The 17,354-nt window shown below is 68.4% G+C and carries 16 protein-coding genes; 6 read left to right on the forward strand and 10 right to left on the reverse strand.

Going from position 1 to position 17,354, the window contains the following annotated elements; translation table 11 throughout:
• Positions 1 to 5: 5 nt before the first annotated feature.
• From ACTVZP_RS05025 to hslO, 3 genes are read right to left on the reverse strand one after another with little or no spacing between them, the layout of a single operon-like run.
• A complete protein-coding gene (locus tag ACTVZP_RS05025) occupies positions 6 to 1,148 on the reverse strand; it encodes a CCA tRNA nucleotidyltransferase (RefSeq protein ID WP_443211005.1) in 1,143 nt (380 codons plus the stop codon).
• On the reverse strand, positions 1,145 to 1,732 hold the full coding sequence (locus ACTVZP_RS05030; RefSeq protein WP_443211006.1) for a CoA pyrophosphatase: 588 nt from the start codon (positions 1,730 to 1,732) through the stop codon (positions 1,145 to 1,147). Before ACTVZP_RS05030 ends, ACTVZP_RS05025 begins: the two co-directional genes overlap by 4 nt.
• Positions 1,725 to 2,714, reverse strand: coding sequence for an Hsp33 family molecular chaperone HslO (hslO, locus tag ACTVZP_RS05035; RefSeq protein ID WP_443211007.1), 990 nt, complete (start codon positions 2,712 to 2,714; stop codon positions 1,725 to 1,727). Before hslO ends, ACTVZP_RS05030 begins: the two co-directional genes overlap by 8 nt.
• Before the next feature lie 72 nt (positions 2,715 to 2,786).
• On the opposite strand from hslO, the gene ACTVZP_RS05040 reads away from it, so the two are divergent.
• A complete protein-coding gene (locus tag ACTVZP_RS05040) occupies positions 2,787 to 3,224 on the forward strand; it encodes an NUDIX hydrolase (protein WP_443211008.1) in 438 nt (145 codons plus the stop codon).
• 135 nt (positions 3,225 to 3,359) lie between these two features.
• On the opposite strand, the gene ACTVZP_RS05045 is transcribed toward ACTVZP_RS05040, so the two are convergent.
• Positions 3,360 to 4,637 (reverse strand): PP2C family protein-serine/threonine phosphatase, encoded by a 1,278-nt coding sequence (locus ACTVZP_RS05045; RefSeq protein WP_443211009.1) that lies wholly within the window; start codon positions 4,635 to 4,637, stop codon positions 3,360 to 3,362.
• Positions 4,638 to 4,789: 152 nt separating this feature from the next.
• Here ACTVZP_RS05045 and ACTVZP_RS05050 point away from each other — a divergent pair, with 152 nt between their 5' ends.
• Positions 4,790 to 5,119, forward strand: coding sequence for an Hpt domain-containing protein (locus ACTVZP_RS05050; RefSeq protein ID WP_443211010.1), 330 nt, complete (start codon positions 4,790 to 4,792; stop codon positions 5,117 to 5,119).
• Here the strand turns inward: ACTVZP_RS05050 and ilvA are convergent.
• Positions 5,116 to 6,363, reverse strand: a complete 1,248-nt coding sequence (ilvA, locus tag ACTVZP_RS05055) for a threonine ammonia-lyase IlvA (protein WP_443211011.1) — start codon at positions 6,361 to 6,363, stop codon at positions 5,116 to 5,118. The two genes, ACTVZP_RS05050 and ilvA, sit on opposite strands and share 4 nt — an antisense overlap.
• Before the next feature lie 109 nt (positions 6,364 to 6,472).
• Here ilvA and ACTVZP_RS05060 point away from each other — a divergent pair, with 109 nt between their 5' ends.
• Positions 6,473 to 7,699, forward strand: a complete 1,227-nt coding sequence (locus ACTVZP_RS05060; protein WP_443211012.1) for an argininosuccinate synthase — start codon at positions 6,473 to 6,475, stop codon at positions 7,697 to 7,699.
• A 73-nt stretch (positions 7,700 to 7,772) separates the two neighbouring features.
• Complete coding sequence (locus tag ACTVZP_RS05065; protein WP_443211013.1) at positions 7,773 to 8,444, forward strand: tellurite resistance TerB family protein; 672 nt, start codon at positions 7,773 to 7,775, stop codon at positions 8,442 to 8,444.
• Here the strand turns inward: ACTVZP_RS05065 and ACTVZP_RS05070 are convergent.
• Positions 8,434 to 9,156 carry a sulfotransferase-like domain-containing protein gene (locus tag ACTVZP_RS05070; RefSeq protein ID WP_443211014.1) on the reverse strand — a complete coding sequence of 241 codons (723 nt, stop codon included), beginning with the start codon at positions 9,154 to 9,156 and terminating at the stop codon, positions 8,434 to 8,436. The two genes, ACTVZP_RS05065 and ACTVZP_RS05070, sit on opposite strands and share 11 nt — an antisense overlap.
• A complete protein-coding gene (locus ACTVZP_RS05075) occupies positions 9,153 to 10,052 on the reverse strand; it encodes a D-amino acid aminotransferase (protein ID WP_443211015.1) in 900 nt (299 codons plus the stop codon). Before ACTVZP_RS05075 ends, ACTVZP_RS05070 begins: the two co-directional genes overlap by 4 nt.
• 137 nt (positions 10,053 to 10,189) lie before the next feature.
• Here ACTVZP_RS05075 and msrA point away from each other — a divergent pair, with 137 nt between their 5' ends.
• The gene (msrA, locus tag ACTVZP_RS05080; protein ID WP_443211016.1) at positions 10,190 to 10,813 is read left to right on the forward strand and encodes a peptide-methionine (S)-S-oxide reductase MsrA; all 624 of its coding nucleotides are present in this window, start codon (positions 10,190 to 10,192) and stop codon (positions 10,811 to 10,813) included.
• Between the two features lie 3 nt (positions 10,814 to 10,816).
• Here msrA and ACTVZP_RS05085 read toward each other — a convergent pair whose 3' ends face one another.
• Positions 10,817 to 11,671 carry a ribokinase gene (locus tag ACTVZP_RS05085; RefSeq protein WP_443211017.1) on the reverse strand — a complete coding sequence of 285 codons (855 nt, stop codon included), beginning with the start codon at positions 11,669 to 11,671 and terminating at the stop codon, positions 10,817 to 10,819.
• On the reverse strand, positions 11,671 to 13,926 hold the full coding sequence (locus tag ACTVZP_RS05090) for an NADP-dependent malic enzyme (RefSeq protein ID WP_443211018.1): 2,256 nt from the start codon (positions 13,924 to 13,926) through the stop codon (positions 11,671 to 11,673). The genes ACTVZP_RS05085 and ACTVZP_RS05090 overlap by 1 nt, the downstream gene beginning before the upstream one ends.
• Before the next feature lie 128 nt (positions 13,927 to 14,054).
• On the opposite strand from ACTVZP_RS05090, the gene mutS reads away from it, so the two are divergent.
• Positions 14,055 to 16,682 (forward strand): DNA mismatch repair protein MutS, encoded by a 2,628-nt coding sequence (gene mutS / locus ACTVZP_RS05095; RefSeq protein WP_443211019.1) that lies wholly within the window; start codon positions 14,055 to 14,057, stop codon positions 16,680 to 16,682.
• Between the two features lie 111 nt (positions 16,683 to 16,793).
• On the opposite strand, the gene ACTVZP_RS05100 is transcribed toward mutS, so the two are convergent.
• Positions 16,794 to 17,354 carry a nucleotide exchange factor GrpE gene (locus tag ACTVZP_RS05100; RefSeq protein ID WP_443211020.1) on the reverse strand — a complete coding sequence of 187 codons (561 nt, stop codon included), beginning with the start codon at positions 17,352 to 17,354 and terminating at the stop codon, positions 16,794 to 16,796.

Genomic DNA, 17,354 nt, shown 5'->3' on the forward strand with positions numbered 1-17,354 from the left:
CAGATTCAGGCCAGCAGGGCCTCGCGGTCGAGCCGGAAGCCCGAGGCGATCCAGCGCTCCTCGAGTTCCCGAAGGCGCGCGCCCAGCGCCGGTCCGCAGAGGGCGGGCATGAGGTCGGCGGCCCTGACGGGAAAACGCGCGTCGGCACCCCTTGCCACCGCCGCCTCCCAACCCTCGGGAGGCGCAGTCGCGGTCAGGGCCGCCCGCAAGAGCACCGCGCCCGCGCCCAGCCGCGCGCCCAGCCGATAGCCCCGCTCGGCAGGCGGCGCTTCCTCGACCACTGCGGAAAGCAGCTTCTCCAGCGACTGCGCGTCGGCGCGCGACAGGCGCAGGTGCCCGGCTGCGTCCTCGCCGCCAAGGCTCGCGAGGCGCACGAGCCAGTCCGGCTCGCGACCGGCCTCGAGATGCACCAGCACGGGAAGCGTCCGGGACTCGGCCCCCGGAAGGACGGGGGCGAGCACCCCCGCCCTCTCCATCGCGGCGACGGCAGGCGCAGGATCCGCGGCGCCGAGCAGCTTGCGCATCTCGGCGCCGACCCGCTCCCGCGAGAGATGGCCGATCCCTTCCACCCGCGCCGCGCAGGCGGCGAGACCCTCGGCGTCGAGCCCGCCCGCGGGATCGCCGTAGATCGCGTGGAAACGGAAGAAGCGGAGGATGCGCAGGTAATCCTCCTCGATCCGCCGGATCGGGTCGCCGACGAAACGCACCCGGCGAGCAATGAGGTCGGGAAGCCCGCCGAGCGGGTCGATGACCGTCCCGGAAATCTCGGCATAGAGCGCGTTCATCGTGAAGTCGCGCCGCGCGGCATCCTCGGCCACATCGTCCGAGAAGGCCACGACGGCATGCCGTCCGAAGGTCTCGACGTCGCGGCGGAAGGTCGTCACCTCGTGCGGCACGCCGTCCGCGACCACGGTGACGGTGCCATGCTCGATCCCCGTCGGCACCACCTTCAGCCCCGCGGCAGAGGCGAGGGCGGAGACCCGTTCGGGCAGCGCGTCGGTCGCAAGATCCAGATCGGCGACGGGTTGGCCGAGCAGCGCGTTCCGGACGCAGCCCCCGACGAAAAGGGCCCGATGGCCCGCCTCGTCCAGCACGGCACAAAGCGTCTGCGTCCCCGGCTGCGAGAGCCAGTCGCCTGTAATCCTCACGGCTGCATCCTCTCGGCGAAGCCCCGCAGGATGCGCGCGGTCGCCCCCCAGATGTAGTAGGGCCCATAGGGCACGACGTAGTAGCTGCGCCACCCGCCGCGCCAGAGCCGCCTCTCCACCCGGTAGCGTGCGAGGTCCAGCACATGCGAGAGCGGGACGGTGAAGGCCTCCTCCACCTCGGCCTCCTGCAGGACGGGAACGAAGTCGCCGTGCACCTGCGCCAGCACCGGAACGACGGTATAGCCCGTCACCGTCTCATGCGACGGAAGCCTGCCAATCAGGTGGACCTGCGTCTCGGGCAGGCCGATCTCCTCGCGCGCCTCGCGCAGCGCCGCGGCCTCGGCGCTCGCATCCTCCGGGTCGATCTTGCCGCCCGGGAAGGCGATCTGTCCCGGATGATGCGCGAGATGCGAGGCGCGCTTGGTCAGGATGACCTGCGCCCCGCCCTCGCGTTGCCAGACAGGCACCAGCACCGCCGCCGCGCGCAGGCGGCGCTCGGGCGGCAGCACCATGCCGGGATCGAGGTCATGGTCGGACGAGGCGGCGCCGCCGCTCTCCAGCGCGCGGCGCAGCGCCTCAGGCATCGTCGCTCCTCGCCCCTGTTCCGAGCGTTGCGGGGTCGAACTCGTAATGCGCGCCGCAGAACTGGCAGTCGGCGGTGAGGATGCCCTCCTCGGTCGTCATCTCGGCGATCTCCTCGGGCGAGTAGATCGAGAGCGACTCGCGCACCCGGTCGGCCGAGCAGGAACAGCCGAAGCGCAGCGTCTGCGCCTCGAACACCCGCGGCGTCTCCTCGTGGAAGAGCCGCACGAGCAGGTCCGGCGGCTGGACGGACGGACCCACCAGTTCCAGATCCTCGACCGTGTCAAGGAGCAGGTTCACCCGGGTCCAGTTCTCGCCCTCGTCGCCGTCGAGCAGGTCTTGATGCTGCAGGAGGCCACCCTCGCCCGAGCCGCCTTCGCCCGCCACGCCCGGCGAGGCCTTGGGCATGTGCTGAAGCATCACGCCGCCGCCGCGCCAGTGGGTCGCGCCACTGGCGGTGGACAGCCCGAAGGACAGGGCGAACCGGGTCGGCAGCTGCTCGGACTGCGCGAAATAGGTCTCGGCGCAGGCGGTGAGCGAGCCTCCGGCGATGGGCGTGATGCCCTGGTAGGGCACCATCCCCTGTCCCTGATCGATCAGGATGGCGAAATAGCCCTCGCCCAGTTGATCGAAGGCCGGCGCGCCGGGCCGGAGGTCCTCGGCCACGAAACTGGCATAGGCGCGGATGCGCGCCGGCTGCCCGTCCTCGGCGGGTCCGTAGTAGTCCGTGGCGATCATGCGCACCGCGCCGTTGCCGCGGATCTGCAACGACAGCTTCCAGCGCAGCTTGATGGCCTGACCGATGAGGGCCGTCAGCAGAGAGGCCTCGGCCACCAGCGCCTCGATCTGCGGCGGGTAGTCATGCTTCGACAGCACCTCCTCGAGCACGCCGTCCAGCCGCACGACGCGGCCGCGGATGTCCGAGCGGTCAAGCTGGAAAGGCAGGACGGTATCGTCCCAGGCGATCTTCGAACCGATGGTCATGGGGTTTCCTTGAGGCATGAGCCTTGGCATACCGCCACAATATAGGCGGAACAACGGGTGGACCAAGAGCGGATGATCAGGCGGTACGGCGAGACGGTAAGTGCAGGCCGTCGCTACAAGCGCAGGCCCGGGGTCTACGCGGTGCTGATGAGCGGCCGTGACATCCTCACGACCTTCCAGGAAGAGCCGGTGCCGGAGTTTCAGCTGCCGGGCGGCGGAATAGACCCGGGCGAGCACCCCGTGGCGGCCCTGCATCGCGAGGTGATGGAGGAGACCGGCTGGCGCATCGGCGAGATCCGCCGGATCGGCGCCTTCCGCCGCTTCACCTATATGCCGGAATACGATCTCTGGGCCGAGAAGCTCTGCGCGGTCTATACGGCCCGCCCGATCCGGCGCCTAGGCCCGCCGACCGAGGCCGGGCATCACGCCGTCTGGTTGCCGGCCGAGGAGGCTCTGGTCCGGCTCGGCAACCCGGGCGACCGAGCCTTGCTGGCGCGTGCGCTGCGCTGAACACGGCCAGCAGGATCCGCCGTCGGTTCCCGAGGAAGACCTGCGGCGGGCGGATCCGTGCGGAACAGGACTGGCGAGGTCCTGTCCGCCGATGCGATGCGGATCCGGACCGTCCGGCTACGCCGCCTCTCGCGCTCAGGGATGAAATTCGAAGAGCACTCCCGAAACGTCGTCGCGAAGGTCTGCGCCTCCGCTCCGCTCGTGAAGGTTCCACAGCAGGGCCTCCATCAGCGCGTCCGCTTCAAGGCCGGCATTGGCCTGCAGCAGGGCGGCAAGGCCCTGCTCGCCGAGTTCGTGGCCACCTGCGTCGGGACATTCCGTGATGCCATCGGACAGGAGAAACAGCCGGTCGCCCGGGCCAAGGCGGGATCCGACCCGCTCATACACGACCTCGGGCAGCAGGCCGACCGGCGGACCGCCCTGTCCCAGCATCTCGACCGTCCCGTCCGCCCGAAGCAGGGCGGGATGGGGGTGGCCGGCCTGAACGAGGTCGATCTGCCCGGTCTCGAGGTCGATCTCGGCATAGGCCATGGTGAAATACTGCTCGACCCTCAGGTCCTCGAGCATCATGCGATTGAAACGGCTTGCCACCATTTCCGGCGGCCAGGTCTGGCGACCCTTGCAGCGATAGCAATTGCCGCCGGTCAGCGCGAAGTTCTGATCGGGCGAGACGCCCGACAGGAGGCCCGCCAGACGCGCGGTCATCAGCGCTGAGGCGACGCCATGTCCCGAGACGTCGATCGAATAGATCGCGACCCGCCCCCGCGCGATCTCGAAGGATCCGACCAGATCCCCCCCGACATGTCCGGAGGGCCGCATGAGCAGCGTCGCCATCGAGTTGCCGAAGCGGCGGTGCCGTTCCCGCGCGAGGGACTGCTGCAGCTTTCTCGCCTCAACCAGATCCCGGTCGAGCGAGTCGTAGATCTTGCGCAACTGCCCGAAGGCGGTTTCGAGCAGGTGGTTCTTGTCCACCAGTTCCGCCTGCATGAGGAGCACGCGCTCGCCCGCCCGCAGCCTCGCGCGCAACTCGTCCGAAGCCGCCGGCTTCACGAGGTAGTCGTCGGCCCCGCAGTCAAGCCCGTCCACGACCTCGCCCGTTCCGGACCGGGAGGTGAGCAGGATGAAATAGCAGTAGCCCTCGCGCGGCAGTGCCCGGATGCGGCGGCACAGCTCGAGTCCGGAAATGCCGGGCATCATCCAGTCGCTCAGGACGATGTCGACGCCCGCCGTCCGGCAGAGATCCAGTGCCTCGGTCGCGGAAGCGGCCTCGCTCACCCTGTAGCCCCAGCGCCGAAGGCAGAGCGACAGCAACCGCCGCTGCGCGCGGCTGTCATCGACCACCAGCACATGCCTCGGGGTCGCAGGCGGGCTGCGCAGGCCAGGGTCGGCAATCGGAAGGGATAGGGCAGGCAAGACAGCCTCTCTGCAAGTTATGGGAGACGATGCTAGGCAGGCGCGACTTAACGGAGAATGAAGCCTCAAAAGCTACGAAAGCGGGGCGCTTGCGGTCATGCTTCGTTAATGCCGCGCATCCAGTCTGGCCTCGTGGGCTTGGGACGGACAGGATGATCGATTGGAAGAGGGTCGCGGATCTGCGCGGCGAGGTCGGAGAAGACGGATTCGACGAAGTGGTCCAGATGTTTCTCGAGGAGACGGACCAGTCGATCCGGTCCCTGTCGTCCGGTGCGGAACCGGCCCTGGAAGAACTTCTTCACTTCCTCAAGGGCTCCGCGCTGAACCTCGGCTTCACCACCGTCGCGCGCCTCTGTCAGGACGGCGAGACGCTGGCCGCGGAAGGACGCGGCTCCGAGGTTGATCTTGGCATGCTGATCAACAGCTACCGCCTCGCCCGGATGGAATTCATCGAGCGGCTTGGCTCTGTCGGGCAGCCCTAGACGAGGAACTCGGCCAGGGCCTCGTCGCCGGTGATGTCGCGATAGTTGAGCCCGGCCGCCGCCATCACTTCGGCGAGGCGCGAGAAGTTCTCGGCCTTCCTGGTCTCGATGCCGATCAGGACCGATCCGAAGTTGCGCGCGGACTTCTTCAGATACTCGAAGCGGGCGATGTCGTCGTCCGGCCCCAGCATCATCAGGAATTCGCGCAAGGCCCCGGGACGCTGGGGCATCCGGAGGATGAAGTACTTCTTGAGGCCCGAGAACCGCTGGGCACGCTCCTTCACCTCGGGCAGCCGCTCGAAATCGAAATTTCCGCCCGAGGTGACGCAGACGACGGTGCGGCCGCGGATCTCTTCCGCCAGTTCCGGCAGCACGTCGACGGACAGCGCCCCGGCGGGCTCGAGCACGATCCCCTCGACGTTCAGCATCTCGAGCATGGTGATGCAGATCCGATCCTCGGGGGCGAGATGCACCGCGGAAGGGTCCACCCAGCCGAGACGCGAGAACGGCATCGCGCCGATGCGGGCCACCGCCGCTCCATCGACGAAGCTGTTGACGCGCGGCAGGGCCACCGGGCTCCCGGCGTCGAGGGCTGCCTTGAAGCTCGCCCCGCCCAGGGGTTCGACGAAGCGGAACCGGGTCTCGGGCGCCTCGGCACGCAGGAAGCCGGTCACTCCGGCGGCAAGTCCGCCGCCGCCCACCGGCAGAACGACCAGATCCGGCGCCCGGCCGAGCTGGTCCAGCATCTCGACAGCCACGCTGGCCTGGCCCTCGATCACGTCCGCATCGTCAAACGGGGCGAGGAAATGGGCGCCCTGCTCGGCGCACCACGCCTGCGCCGCCGCCAGCGTCTGGTCGAAATAGTCGCCCGTCAGGACGATCTCGATCGCGTCACCCCCGAAGGTCCGCGTCTTGTCGATCTTCTGCTGCGGCGTGGTCACCGGCATGAAGATCGTGCCCTTCACGCCGAAATGGCGGCAGGCATAGGCCACGCCCTGTGCATGATTCCCGGCCGAGGCACAGACGAAGGAACGCTGGTCCGGCCGGGTGTCCCGCACCTTGCGCATGGCCGTGAAGGCGCCGCGCAGCTTGTAGCTGCGCACCGGCGTCAGATCCTCGCGCTTCAGCCAGATCTCGGCGCCATAGCGGGCCGAGAGATGGTCGTTGCGCTGGAGCGGCGTCGCGGGAAACAGGTCCCGCAGGGCGCGGGTGGCGGAGCGGGCGTTTTCGGCAAACTGGGTCATGCGCGCACCCTAGCCGCTTCGCAAAGGCTGCGCCACGGGGCGCCCCTTGTTTGCAAGGCCAAACTTCACTAGACCGGCGCACGAAGTTTTCCGCGATTGGAGCCCTCCCATGTCCGCCCCGAAGAAAGTCGTCCTTGCCTATTCCGGCGGGCTCGACACCTCGATCATCCTGAAATGGCTGCAGACCGAATACGGCTGCGAGGTCGTCACCTTCACCGCCGACCTCGGCCAGGGCGAGGAACTGGAGCCCGCGCGCGAGAAGGCGGTGATGTTGGGCATCAAGCCGGAAAACATCTTCATCGAGGACGTGCGCGAGGAATTCGTGCGCGACTTCGTCTTCCCGATGTTCCGGGCGAACGCTCTCTACGAAGGGCTGTACCTGCTCGGAACTTCGATCGCGCGCCCGCTGATCGCCAAGCGTCTGGTCGAGATCGCCGAGATGACCGGCGCCGACGCCGTGGCGCACGGCGCGACCGGCAAGGGCAACGACCAGGTGCGGTTCGAGCTGACGGCCTATGCGCTGAACCCGTCGATCAAGGTCATCGCGCCGTGGCGGGAATGGGACCTGACTTCGCGGACGAAGCTGATCGAGTTCGCCGAGCAGAACCAGATCCCGATTGCCAAGAACAAGCGCGGCGAGGCGCCGTTCTCGGTCGATGCGAACCTGCTGCACACCTCCTCCGAGGGCCGCGTGCTGGAGAACCCGGGCGAGGAAGCGCCAGACTACGTTTACCAGCGCACCGTCGATCCGGAGAAGGCGCCGGACGCGCCCGAATTCGTCGAGATCACCTTCGAGAAGGGCGACGCCGTGGCGATCAACGGCGAGGCCATGTCGCCCGCGACGATCCTGACGAAGCTCAACGAGCTTGGCGGCAAGCACGGCGTCGGCCGTCTGGACCTCGTGGAAAACCGTTTCGTCGGCATGAAGTCGCGCGGGATCTACGAAACCCCCGGCGGCACGATCCTGCTGGAAGCTCATCGTGGCATCGAGCAGATCACGCTCGACTCCGGCGCAGGGCACCTGAAGGATTCGATCATGCCGCGCTATGCAGAGCTGATCTACAACGGCTTCTGGTACAGCCCCGAGCGCGAGATGCTGCAGGCGCTGATCGACAAGTCGCAGGAGCATGTCACCGGCACCGTGCGCGTCAAGCTCTACAAGGGGTTCGCCCGGACCGTCGCCCGCTGGTCGGAGCATTCGCTCTACTCCGAGAAGCACGTCACCTTCGAGGAGGACGCGGGCGCCTACGACCAGAAGGACGCCGCCGGATTCATCCGGCTGAACGCGCTCAGGTTGAAGTTGATCGCGACCCGCAACGCACGCGTGAAGGGCTGAGAGGCGAAATCGCGGAACCGGCGCCCTGCGGCGCCGGTTGACCTCCTTTCCGACGGGAGAGGAGACCCTGACAATGAGCCTCAAGAAAGTCCTCGGGTTGATGCTGGCATCGCGCATGGCTGGCCGCGGTGGCCGGGCGGGAGGACTCGGATCGGCCGCGGTTCTCGGATCGAGCGTGAGCAAGAAGGCGGGACTGGCGGCGCTGGCCTACATGGCCTACCGCGCGTGGCAGGACAATCAGTCGCGCACGCACCGCAGCGGGGCCAGTGGCTCGGGCAGCATCGGCGGCATGATCGGGGGCGTCATCGACAACCTGACGGGTCAGGGTGGCCACTCGGCGGGAAATGCGCAGGCGACGCAGCACGACGTGGCGCCTGACCAGTCGCCCGAAGACATGATTTCGGATGCGAAGGCGCTTCTGCTGCTGCAGGGCATGGTCGCCGCCGCCTGGGCAGACGGGGCAATCTCGATGGAAGAGCGTCGGCGGATCGTCGAGCAGCTCGATGCCGGCGGCGCCGATGACGACGATCGCCGTCTGGTGGAGCGCGAGATCGCCCATCCGCAGCCGCTGGATCGGCTGCTCGAGCGGGTGCGCGATCAGGAAACGGCCGAGCAGTTCTACCTCGCCTCGCGCGCGGCGGTCGATCCCACGACCAGCGCCAACCGCGCGTATCTCTGCACGCTGCGCGGGCGGCTGAACCTGTCGGACGCCGAGGTGCGCGAGGTCGAGGACCTCACCGCGTGAGGCGGTAGGCCGCCAGTTTCTCGTAGAACGGAAGGGCCTGCTGCGCCAGATCCGCATACTGCGGCGACAACTCGGGCAGCGGGCCCTCCGGCTGGTCGAAGCCGGTCGAGAGATGGACCGCGCCATACCAGTGCGAGGCCCAGATCCCGTCGAGGGGATGTCCTCCGGCGGGCCAACTCAGCATCGCGTCGGTAAAGGGAATGCCCAGCGCCTTGCACAGGGACGACAGCATGCCGCGCGGATCGTCCCGGATGTCCGCGCTGTCGATCACGAGGGGCGGACGGCCGAGCGAGGTCGCCACCTCGTCAAACAGGTCCGCCTGCTGCCGGAAGCCGATGTCGGCAAGGGTGGGGCCTTCACGCTTGCGCGCATAGCTTGCAACCACCCGCGCGGGGTGGCGGATCAGGAAAACATTTTCGCAGGAGCGCATGAATCCACGGTCGAAGCCCGGGATCAGGTGCAGCGTCATGTGCTTCTGGTAAAACAGGCGCTCGCCCCCCGGCGCATCTCCCGCGCATCGCGATGCGATAATGGCCGGATCGGTTTCGTGGGCCGCAATGATCTCGGACCGCATCGGGTGGTCGCTTCCCGTAGCCTTCAGATAGGCGGCATAGAACGGCTCGTCCCAGATGCCGCAGTCGCCTCGTGCCGCGAAGGCATACATCATGGCCGTGGAGAGGTTCCTCGGGCCGGACCACATCGCGATCCTCATGCCGCCACCAGTTCCTTGTAGAGCCCGCGGATCCGCTCGGTCATCGGACCCATGTCGCCGCTGCCTATCCTTCGTCCGTCGATCTCGCCCACCGGTGTCTGCGCGCCGAAGGTGCCGGTGAGGAAGGCCTCGTCCGCGGAATATGTCTCGACCAGCGAGAAGTTCTTCTCGAACACGGGAATGCCCGCCTCACGGCAGATCTGGACGACTTTCCGGCGCGTGATGCCGTTCATGCAGTAGTCCCCTGTCGAGGTCCAGACCTCGCCCTTTCTCACGATGAAGAAGTTGCAGGCGTTGGTGGTGTTCACGAACCCATGGATGTCGAGCATCAGCGCCTCGTCCGCCCCCGCCTTCTCGGCCGCGATGCAGGCCAGGATGCAGTTCAGCTTGGAATGCGAGTTGAGCTTCGGATCCTGGCTCATCGGCAGGCCGCGGATGTGCGGCACGGTCGCCAGCCGGATCGGGCGCGGGATCTTCGGCTTCGAGTGCTCCATGATGATCGCGACCGTCGGCCCCTGCCGCGACAGTGACGGATGCTGGAACGGACGCGTCTTGACCCCGCGCGTCACCATCAACCGCGCATGGGCGTCGGTCTGCATCCCGTTGGCGTCCGCCGTGTCGAGAAGCGCCTGCCGGATCGCATCCCGGTCCATGCCGATGTCGAGATCGATGGCGAGCGCCGCCTCGAACAGCCTGTCGAGATGCTCGTCAAGGAAGGCCCAGCGACCCTCGTAGAGCCGCAGCCCCTCCCAGACGCCATCGCCCAGCATGAAGCCGGCATCGTAGACCGAGACCAGCGCCTCCGCCCTGGGCAGGATCCGGCCGTTCAGCCAGATCCGGATGGTCTCGTTCCGGGAATCTTCCTCGGCCTGGTGAGTGGTGACGTGTTCCTGCATCCGTTCCTCCGGCTTCGGCTGACGCTAGACCCGCCGGCGCTTCGAGCCAAGAGGTGAACCGGCAGAGGGGCGCCTCACGCCCCGGTGAGTTGCAGCAGGCGGGCCTGGCGCCCATGCTCGGGACAGGAGGAACCACAATGACGAAACTGCTTCTGATTTTCCTGCTGACGGCCGGGGCCGCCGAGGCCGCCGAGCGCAAGGCCTATGTCGCCGGCGGCTGTTTCTGGTGCGTCGAGGCGGATTTCGAGAAGGTGAAGGGCGTGTCCGAGGTGATCTCGGGCTACACCGGAGGCACGGTACAGCAGCCGACCTACAAGCAGGTGAGCCGCGGCGGCACCGGCCACTACGAGGCCGCCGAGATCCGCTATGACGACAGCGTGGTCAGCTACGCCCAGCTCATGAACCTCTTCTTCCGCTCGGTCGATCCGACGGACGCGGGCGGGCAGTTCTGCGACCGCGGCGAGAGTTACCGGACGGCCATCTTCCCCGCCACTCCGCAGGAGCAGCGGCAGGCGGAAGCGGCCAAGGCGCAGGCGCAACGGGCACTGGGGCAGGAGGTGGTGACGGCGATCGAACCCTTCACCCGGTTCTGGCCGGCCGAGGAGTATCACCAGGACTACTACAAGGGAGACCGGCTGATCCTGACGCGCTTCGGACCCCGCAGGCAGGCCTCGGCCTATGATCTCTACCGGGACGCCTGCGGGCGGGACGAGAGGGTGCGCGAGCTCTGGGGCGCCGACGCGCCCTTCGTCGGGCACTGAACGTCAGCGGAGGAGAGCCTCCACCTCCGCCGCTGTGGGCATGGCATCGGCAGCGCCCTTGCGCGTGACCTGGATCGCCGCGGCCGCGGCGGCGCGGCGCATGGCCTGCTCCGGCGCATGCCCTGCATCCAGAGCCGCCGCGAGGTTTCCCGTGAAACAGTCGCCCGCGCCCACCGTATCGACTGGCGTCACCGGGAAGGCCGGGACAGAGATCGTGCCCTGACCCGGGCGCAGCCACTCGGCCCCCTTCGCGCCGCGGGTCACGATCATCTCGACCTCTGGCAGCGCGCCCAGCGCAGCCCTCAGCGCCGCAGCCTCGCCCTCGTTCATCACCAGCAGAGTGACGAAAGGCAGGACCGCGCGAACTGCCCCGATCTCGAAGGGCGCGGCCGAGTAGACCACCCTGAGGCCCTGCCCGGCCGCGAGCCGCGCCGCCTCCACCTGACCCGAGGTCTCGTTCTGAAGGAGCATCGTGTCCCCCGGCCCCGCGCCCGCCAGAGCGGCCGCAAGCTCGCCCTCGCCAAGGGTCCGGTTCGCACCGGGAAAGATCACGATGGCGTTCTCGCCCTGGTGGTCCACGTTGATGATGGCGTGACCCGAGGGTCCCTCGCGCAGCGCGACATGCGTCACGTCCACGCCGTAGCCCGCCATCGCCTCGCGCGCCCATCCTCCCTCGGCGCCGACCGCGCCGATGTGCAGCACCCGCGCCCCGGCCCGCGCCGCGGCGACCGACTGGTTCGCGCCCTTCCCGCCCAGAACGACGGCATGGGTCTCGGCCTCGAGCGTCTCGCCGGGCGCCGGCAGATGCGGCACCCGGTAGACGTGGTCGATGTTGATCGAGCCGAGATTGAGCAGCATCAGCCCACCTTGCAGGCGGCCATCACCGCCATGTTGAGGATGTCGTTCACCGTCGAGTTCACGCCGCAGATCTGGATCGGCTTCGACACGCCGGTCAGGATCGGGCCGATCACCGTCGCCCCCGCCATCTCCTGCATGAGCTTGATCGAGATCGAGGCCGAGTGCCGCGCCGGAACCACGAGGATATTGGCAGGCCCGGTCAGCCGGCAGAAGGGATATTGCGCCATCGCGGCCTTGTTCAGCGCGACATCGACGGTCATCTCACCTTCGTACTCGAAATCGACCTTCATCCCGTCGAGCACCCGAGAGGCCGCTCCCATCTTGGCCGCGCGCTCCGAGACGGGATAGCCAAAGGTCGAGAACGAGACGAAGGCCACCCGCGGCTCAAGCCCGAGGTTCCGCGCCACCCGTGCCGACTTGATCGCGATGTTGGCCAGATCCTCGGCCTCCGGCCACTCATGGACCAGCGTGTCGGCGATCAGAACGATGCGCCCCTTGTGCAGAAGCGCCGTGACACCCACCGCCCCGTCCGAGGCCTTGGCGTCGAAGACGTGGTTGATGAGCTGCATCACATAGGCCGACTTCCGGGTGGCGCCCGTCACCAGCCCGTCGCCGTGTCCATGCGCCAGCATCAGCGCCGAGAAGACGTGCCGGTCGCGCGTGGCGAGCCGCTGGATGTCGTAGCTGTCGAAGCCGCCACGCTGGAGACGGTGGTAGAGGAAGCTCTTGTAGGCATCGAGATGGCGCGAATTGGCGGCGTTCACCACCTCAAGCTCGCGCACGGCATCGCCGAGCCCCGTTGCCTCGAGCTTTTCTCGCACGTCCTGCTCGCGCCCCACGACGAGCGCCTTGCCCATCCCGGCGCGCTGATAGGCCACGGCCGCGCGGAGGACGCGCGGGTCGTCGCCCTCGGCGAAGATCATGCGCGCCTGCGCCGCCTTGGCCCGGGCGTGGATGCCCTGCAGGATCGAGGCGGTCGGATCCATCCGCGACTTCAGTGTCAGCTCGTAGCCCTGAAGGTCGATGATCGGCCGCCGCGCGACACCGGTGTCCATCCCGGCCTTCGCCACCGCGGGCGGGATCGTGTAGATCAGCCGCGGATCGAAGGGCGTGGGAATGATGTAGTCGCGCCCGAACGAGAGCTTGCGCCCGTAGGCCATCGCCACCTCGTCCGGCACGTCCTCGCGCGCGAGTTGCGCCAGCGCCCGGGCGCAGGCGATCTTCATCTCGTCGTTGATCGCGCGGGCATGAATGTCGAGCGCGCCCCGGAAGAGATAGGGGAAGCCCAGCACGTTGTTGACCTGGTTCGGGTAGTCCGACCGGCCCGTGGCCACGATGGCGTCGGCGCGGACCGCCTGCGCCTCCTCGGGCGTGATCTCGGGATCGGGGTTGGCCATGGCGAAGATGACCGGATTGTCGGCCATGCTGCGCACCATCTCGGGCGTGACCGCGCCCTTGGCCGAGACGCCGAGGAAGACATCGGCCCCCACCATCGCTTCCTCCAGCGTGCGCAGGTCGGTCCGCGCCGCATGGGCGGACTTCCACTGGTTCATGCCCTCGGTGCGGCCCTGCCAGATCACGCCCTTGGTGTCGCACATGATGCAGTTGTCGTGGCGCGCACCCATCGACTTCAGGAGTTCGAGGCAGGCGATCCCCGCAGCCCCCGCGCCGTTCAGGACGATCCGGCAATCCTCGATCTTCTTGCCCGACAGTTCCAGCGCGTTGATCAGGCCCGCGGCGCAGATCACCGCCGTGCCGTGCTGGTCGTCATGGAACACCGGGATGTCCATGATCTCCTTCAGGCGCTGCTCGATGATGAAGCACTCGGGCGCCTTGATGTCCTCGAGGTTGATGCCGCCGAAGGTCGGCCCCATCAGGCGGACGGCCTGGATGATCTCGTCCGGGTCCTCGGTGTCGAGCTCGATGTCGATGGCGTTCACGTCGGCGAACCGCTTGAAGAGCACCGCCTTGCCCTCCATCACCGGCTTCGACGCCATCGCGCCGAGGTTGCCCATGCCGAGGATCGCGGTCCCGTTCGAGACCACCGCCACCATGTTGCCCTTGACCGTGTAGTCATAGACCGTCTCGGGCGCATCGGCGATTGCCTGCACCGGGACGGCCACCCCCGGCGAATAGGCGAGGCTCAGGTCGCGCTGCGTTGCCATCGGCGTGGTGGCTACGATCTCGTACTTCCCGGGTGTCGGTTCCAGATGGTAGAGAAGCGCCTCTTCGGGCGTGATCTTGGTCTTGGTCATGAGGGGGCCATCCTGTGCAAGCACGGCCCTTCTAGCGCCGCCCCGCCCCCGCAACAATCACCAAGGATTTGCGGCTTTTCCCCGCAGAGGCGCTTTTGTAGGGTCTGCCGACCTGAAGGGGAGCGGAAGTGAGCGAAGAAACCGTCACGCCGATGATGGCGCAATATCTGGAGATCAAGGCGCAGCACCCCGGCGCCATCCTGTTCTACCGGATGGGCGACTTCTACGAGATGTTCTTCGACGACGCGGCGCTTGCCGCCGAGGCGCTCGACATCGCGCTCACCAAGCGCGGCAAGCATCGCGGCGAGGACATCGCCATGTGCGGCGTGCCCATCCACGCGGCCGAGGGCTACCTGCTCACGCTGATCCGCAAGGGCTTCCGCGTGGCCATCGCCGAGCAGATGGAGGATCCGGCCGAGGCGAAGAAGCGCGGCTCGAAGTCGGTGGTCCGGCGAGAGGTCGTCCGTCTCGTCACGCCCGGCACGCTGACCGAGGACACGCTGCTCGAGGCGCGGCGGCACAATTTCCTCTGCGCCTTCGCCGAGATCCGCGACGAGGCGGCGCTGGCCTGGGCCGACATATCGACGGGCGAGCTGTCGGTCACGCCCTGCCCGCTGCCCCGCCTGATGCCGGAACTGGCCCGCCTCGCCCCGCGCGAACTGCTGGTGGCCGACGAGCAGGGGCTCGACTGGATCGAGGAGACGGGTTGCGCGCTGACCCCGCTCGTGCGGGCGAGCTTCGACAGCGCTTCGGCCGAGAAGCGGCTCTGCGCGCTCTTCGGCGTGGGCACGCTGGAGAGCTTCGGCAACTTCACACGCGCCGAGCTTTCGGCCATGGGGGCGCTCGTCGATTACCTCGACCTCACCCAGCGCGGCAAGCTGCCCCTGCTGCGCCCGCCGCTGCGCGAGGTGGCGGGCGGCACGGTCCAGATCGACGCCGCGACGCGACGCAACCTCGAGATCACGCAAGCGCTCACCGGCGGGCGCGAGGGCTCGCTTCTCTGGGCCGTGGACCGCACCGTCACCGCCCCCGGCGCCCGCCTCCTCGAACGCCGGCTCTCGAGCCCCACGCGCGACCTCGGCCTGATCCACGAGAGGCTGGCCGCGGTGCGCTGGCTCACCGAGGAGCCGCGCCTGCGCGAGGAGATGCGAGCGAGCCTCCGCCGGGTGCCCGACATGGACCGCGCCCTCTCGCGGCTGGCGCTCGACCGCGCCGGCCCCCGCGACATGGCCGCGATCCGGGCGGGCCTCACCCAGGCCGAAGAAATCGCGCATCGGATGCCTGCCGAAGCGCCCGCTCTCGTCGCCCAGGCGCTGGAGGCGCTCCGCGGCCACCAGGCGCTGGTCGACCTCCTTGATCAGGCGCTGGTGGCCGAGCCGCCGCTGCTCGCGCGCGACGGCGGCTTCATCGCTCAAGGCTTCGACGCGGATCTCGACGAAACGCGACGCCTGCGCGACGAGGGTCGCGGCGTCATCGCGGCGATGCAGGCAGGCTTCATCGAGACCACCGGCATTCCGAGCCTGAAGATCAAGCACAACAACGTGCTGGGCTATTTCATCGAGGTCACCTCGACCCACGCGGAGAGGATGCTCTCGCCGCCGCTCTCCGAAGGCTTCATCCACCGCCAGACCACCGCCGGGCAGGTGCGCTTCACGACGGTGGAGCTGTCGGAACTCGAGACGCGGATCCTGAATGCGGGCAACCGCGCGCTCGAACTCGAGAAGGTGCATTTTGCGGCGCTGCGGACGGCGATCCTCGATCTCGCGGGCCAGATCGGACGCGCCGCCCGGGCGCTGGCCGAGTTGGACCTGATCGCGGCCTTCGCAGACCTCGCGGTGGCCGAGGACTGGACCGAGCCCGAGATCGACGACAGCCGCGCCTTCGCCATCGAGGCCGGGCGCCATCCGGTCGTCGAGCGGGCCCTGCGCCGCACCGGCACGCCCTTCGTGGCGAACCACTGCGACCTCTCCACCGGCGAGACGCCGGCGGTCTGGCTCATCACCGGGCCGAACATGGCCGGCAAGTCCACCTTCCTGCGCCAGAACGCCCTGATCGCGCTCCTCGCGCAGGCGGGCAGCTTCGTCCCTGCCCGCCGCGCCCATATCGGCCTCGTCAGCCAGATCTTCAGCCGCGTCGGCGCCTCCGACGATCTGGCGCGCGGCCGCTCGACCTTCATGGTCGAGATGGTCGAGACCGCGGCCATCCTGAACCAGGCCGACGACCGCGCCCTCGTCATCCTCGACGAGATCGGCCGCGGCACCGCCACCTGGGACGGGCTCTCCATCGCCTGGGCCACGCTCGAACATCTGCACGACCGGAACCGCTGCCGCGCCCTCTTCGCCACCCATTACCACGAGATGACGGCGCTGGCCGGCAAGCTCAAGGGCGTGGAAAACGCGACCGTCGCGGTGAAGGAATGGGAGGGCGACGTGATCTTCCTGCACGAGGTGCGGCGCGGCGCCGCCGACCGTTCCTACGGGGTCCAGGTGGCACGGCTCGCAGGCCTGCCCGCCTCGGTGATCGAGCGCGCCCGCACCGTGCTCGACGCGCTCGAGTCGGGCGAGCGCGAGAGCGGCGCACGGCGACAGACGCTGATCGACGACCTGCCGCTCTTCCGCGCGGCCCCGCCGGCACCCGCGCCCGCAGCCCCAAAGTCCTCACCCGTGGAAGAGCGGCTGCGCGAGATCCAGCCCGACGACCTCAGCCCGCGCGAGGCGCTGAAGCTCCTCTACGATCTCCGCGCCCTCCTGACGTGAGGCCGCTTTCATTCTCGCAGAAATATCCCGCGGGGGAGCCCGACCCTCGGGGTCGGGCGGGGGGCGCGCAGCCCCCCGTCCCGGGCGGCCACAGGCGCCCCCAAGGGCCGCTCAGGCGCCGGTGTTCGACGAGACACCCACCTGCGCCGGGCGCAGCAACCGGTCGTGGATCATGAAACCCTCGGTCATCACCTGGATGATCTGGCCGGCCTTCGTCCCCGGCAGCGGCGCCTCGAACATCGCCTGATGCTGCTGCGGGTCGAAGGCATCGCCCACCTGCGGCGTGATCGGGCGCACGCCATGCTTGTTCATCACGTTGCGCAATTCGCGAAGCGTCAGTTCCACGCCCTCGAACAGCGCCGCAGCAGCGGCGCGTTGCTCGTCGGTCGCCACCTCGAGCGCGCGGCTCAGGTTGTCATAGACCGGCAGCAGGTCGCGCGCGAGCCGCGTGCCGCCATATTGCTCGGCCTCGCGCCGGTCGCGCTCGGCCCGCTTGCGGCTGTTCTCGGCATCGGCCAGCGCCCGCATGAAGCGGTCGCGCAGCTCGTCGCGCTCGGCGCGCAGCGTCTCGAGTTCGTCGATCTCCGGCGCTTCCGCGAGTTCGGGCGCTTCGACAGTCTCTTCCCGGGGTGCCTGGTCCTCGGCCATCTCGTCTTTCCTTGCGTTCGTCAT

Source organism: Rhodobacter sp. NSM (genome assembly GCF_052244495.1).
Classification (GTDB): domain Bacteria; phylum Pseudomonadota; class Alphaproteobacteria; order Rhodobacterales; family Rhodobacteraceae; genus Cereibacter_A.